Consider the following 3629-nt stretch of genomic DNA (forward strand, 5'->3'; position numbering starts at 1 on the left):
CCCCCGAGGTACTTGGAAAACCAAAGAAGGGCAGGAGGTGCGCCCGGGCTTCTTTGGTTTCGAAAATACCTCGGGGGAGTCGCGCCCTGGCGCGACGGGGGCAGAGCCCCCGCTTTCCGGAGATTGGCGCCGCCGCGCCGCTGGGGTAGAGATCAGGCATGGCGACCAAGGCGAAGAAACCGGCGCGCAAGCGCAAGACGAAGGGCAAGGCGGTACAACGCCCCCGCCCGCTGGCCTTTCTGCGGCGCTGGCTCTTGCGGGCGTTGCTGGGCGCGGCGGTGTTCGCGGTGCTGGTGGTGCTGCTGTTCCGGGTCATCAACCCGCCCGTCACCCATACCATCTGGTCCGAGGCGCGGCGTCTGGGCGGGGTGGAACGCAGCTGGGTCGAGGTGGAGGGAATCGCGCCGGTGATGCTGCGCTCTGCCGTGGCGGCGGAGGACGCGAATTTCTGCACCCACTGGGGGTTCGACATGGGCGCGATCCGTGCCGCGATCGAGGATGGCGCCCGGCGCGGCGGCAGCACGATATCCCAGCAGGTGGTCAAGAACGTCTACCTCTGGCAGGCGCGCAGTTATCTCCGCAAGGCGCTGGAGGCTCTGATGACCCCGCTGGTCGAGGCGCTCTGGCCCAAGCGGCGTATCCTCGAGGTCTACCTGAACGTGGCCGAGTTCGACGAAGGGGTCTTTGGCGTGGACGCCGCGGCGCGACACTATTTCGGCGTGGCGCCAAGAGACCTGAGCCCGCGGCAGGCGGCCCTTCTGGCCGCTGTCCTGCCGAACCCCAAGGCGCGCGCGGCGGATCGGCCCAGTGCCGCGCTCAACCGGCGTGCACAGGCGATCATGGACGGTGCCGCGCTGATCGCGCAGGATGGCCGCGCCACCTGTTTCGAGAACTGAAAACGGCCCGGCGATGACCGCCGGGCCGTTTCCTGATCGGGTCGCTGATCGGACCGTCCTTCCTCAGAAGTCCAGCTGCAGCCCGTGTTCCAGTTGCAGTGTCTGCTGCGCCGGCATCGAGAGCCGCGTCACCACCGAGCCGAGACCATTGGCAATCGGGCGCTCGCGCTTGATGTTGAAGGTGAACCGGCGGGTTTCGTCGATCTTCTCGACGTCCACCTCCAGCCCCCAGGTCATGCCGCTGGCGATGTCCCGGCGCTCCCAGGCCAGGGCCAGGCCCAGGCCACAGTCCGCCTCGTCCTCGTAGGAGGACAGGGTACAGGACAGGCGCGGCGTGAAGGCGGTGCGCATCTGGTCGGCCAGGGCCTCTGCCCCGCCGGGCGCGCCCAGGCTTTCGAATCGGATTTCCGCCGTGGCGCGGGCGCCCTGGAAGTCATCCAGCCGGATCGCGCCGGTGTGGGTCAGGCCCATCTGGCGGGCCGTCACATCCGCGTCCCCTGCCCGGGCATAGGCCAGGTCGAGGCCGACGCGCGGTTTCATCACGAAGCCGTCGAATTCGCGCTGCCCCGAGATGCCGACGCCCGCGAAGCCTGCCAGGTAGCTGTAGTCGCCGGTTGCGTTGATCGGCGCGGTGGCCGCGTCAAAGTCGATGTCGAAGCTGTGCCGCCCGGCGGCCCCGGCCATGTAGTAGTCCAGGAAGAGGCCCTGTCCAAAGCCGCGGGCACCGTAGACACCGCCGTTGACTCCGAACCCGTCGATCGAGCCGTCCCCCAGCCCGCTGACATCCGTCCGGCTGTAGTAGCCGCCCAGGAAGTAGCCCGCGATGGAGGTGTCGCTGGTGAAGCGTTCCTTCTGCCAGGCGAACTGCAGCAGAGCCTGCACGCCCGTGTCCTCGGTCTTGTTCAGCGAGAAGGTCCCGTCGAGGATCTCTCGGCTGCCGGAGGCACAGTTGTAGCGATCGCTGCCGAAGGTGCCGTGCGCGTTGCCGGTGGCATCCTGGATCTGGATGCTGCCGTCGACGTCAAAGGCCTGAAGCGTGCCACAGGGCAGGTCACGGCCCGCCTGCAGCCGATCCAGAGCGCCTTTTGCCATGCGGCTGAAGGCCCGCGACTGGGTGTCGATGGTTTCCGAAAGGTCATCCTCAAGGATTTCCGTCAGCGGTTCGCGGATCTGGTCGACAAGGTCGTCGGTGATGGTCACGGCGGCCAGCGGCAGAGGCGCACCGTCATAGCGCGTATCCACCGAGGCCACGGTGGCCGTGGGCTGACAACTGTGCGTCCCTTCGACCTTTTCGTCGTCGATGGCCCGGATCGTCAGCGCCTGCGGCGTGGCGTAGTTGGCCGCGGTGAAGGTGATCGTGGCCGGGGCGACCGTACACTGGTTGTCGCCCGCAAAGCTGAGCGTGACCGGCGCGGTCGGCGCCCCCAGCAGGACGAAGGTCATGGTGGCATCGTCGCCGCCGCCCTCGTTGGTGGTGAGATCGACATTGGTCACGGCGATATCCGCAAAGTCATCGTCGGCGATGGTCGCGGTCTGGGTCAGCGTGCTGCCCAGCAGGGTCGTCAGGTCGCCCGAGACCAGGCCGTTGACCGTCAGGACAACGGTTTCCGGGCCTTCGATGTCGCCGTCTTCCAGCACCGGAACTGTGATGGTGACCGAGAGGGCACCCGCCGGGATCGTCGCCGTGCCCGACAGCGCGGTGAAATCCGCGCCCGAGGTGGCGGTTCCGCCGACGCTGTAGCTGATCACCGTGTCCTGGGTCGAGACACGCGCCTGCGTCAGGGTGAAGGTCACGTCGGTGGGGGTGCCGGTATTGGCCTCTGCACCATCGGTGGCCGCGCTCAGCGTGACCGCGTTTTCGGCGCATTGGGTCATCGGGATGTTGTTGCCGATGACATAGGGATCCCCCGGTTCGATCACGAAGCTGGTGTAGAACGCCGGGTTGGCCGCCAGCGAGGTGTCCGCCAGGAAGCCGGTCGCGCCGTCCTCGGACGAGCCGATGACCCCGGGGTTCGACGGCAAGAGCGACGTCAGGTCCAGCGTGCCCGAAGAGGTGCGCGTGGTGCTGGGGATACCGACGGCGGTCGGATAGACCAGCGACATGCTATAGGTGCCGGGGCGCAGCGCGAACCACTGGAGTTCGCCCGTCGATCCGTCCCGGGTGATGTTGATGAAGTTCGTGGTGCCCAGCGTGCTGTTGGACCCCGATGGCCCGGTGACGGTGAACCCGCCGCCCGGGATGATGCGGCCGTCATCCTCGCAGTAGAAATAGCCCTGCGGGTCGAAGTCCTGGTCATCGGGGATGCCATCGCCGTCACGGTCGCCGGTTTCGAACAGGTCCGGGATGCCGTCGCCATCCGCATCGGGCAGCGGGGTTGGGTTCGGTGTGCCGGTCAGGTCGGCGGTCACGGTGATCGGCGCGGCCGCGGTGGCGAGGTTGCCCGCCGCATCCGCCGCGGCGCCCGCATCGACCGAGATTTCCACCGGACCGTCGTGGTCCGGCGTGACGGTAAAGCCGTAATCCGCACCGCTGCCGGTCAGCAGAGACGCCGTGCCGTTGGTGATCTGGACCGAGGTCAGGGCAAAGCCCGTCACGTCCTCGGAGAAGGTCAGCGTCACCGGGAAGGGATCGGCTTGTGCCTCCAGCGGTCCGGCCAGGGTGGCGGTCGGGATCTGGGCGTCCTTGACAGCGGTATCCGTGGCATCGAGGCCGGTGTTGCCCGCCGGGTCGGT

Annotated in this window: 2 protein-coding genes; one reads left to right on the forward strand and one right to left on the reverse strand. The window is 67.8% G+C overall.

Translation table 11 applies throughout. The features are described from left to right. The first annotated feature begins 158 nt into the window (after positions 1 to 158). Entirely contained in the window at positions 159 to 896 is a 738-nt protein-coding gene (gene mtgA / locus PVW46_RS22410; protein WP_069207935.1) for a monofunctional biosynthetic peptidoglycan transglycosylase, read from the forward strand. A gap of 63 nt (positions 897 to 959) precedes the next feature. Here mtgA and PVW46_RS22415 read toward each other — a convergent pair. Then, positions 960 to 3629 (reverse strand): Ig-like domain-containing protein (locus PVW46_RS22415; protein ID WP_274577728.1); only part of this gene is annotated, 2670 nt, incomplete at its 5' end.

It is taken from the genome of Mameliella sp. AT18 (genome assembly GCF_028807275.1).
GTDB classification, from domain to species: domain Bacteria; phylum Pseudomonadota; class Alphaproteobacteria; order Rhodobacterales; family Rhodobacteraceae; genus Antarctobacter; species Antarctobacter albus.

Bases quoted from the DNA above. Each gene is read 5' to 3' on its own strand.
- mtgA (WP_069207935.1), top strand. From the start codon at position 159: ATGGCGACCAAGGCGAAGAAACCGGCGCGCAAGCGCAAGACGAAGGGC.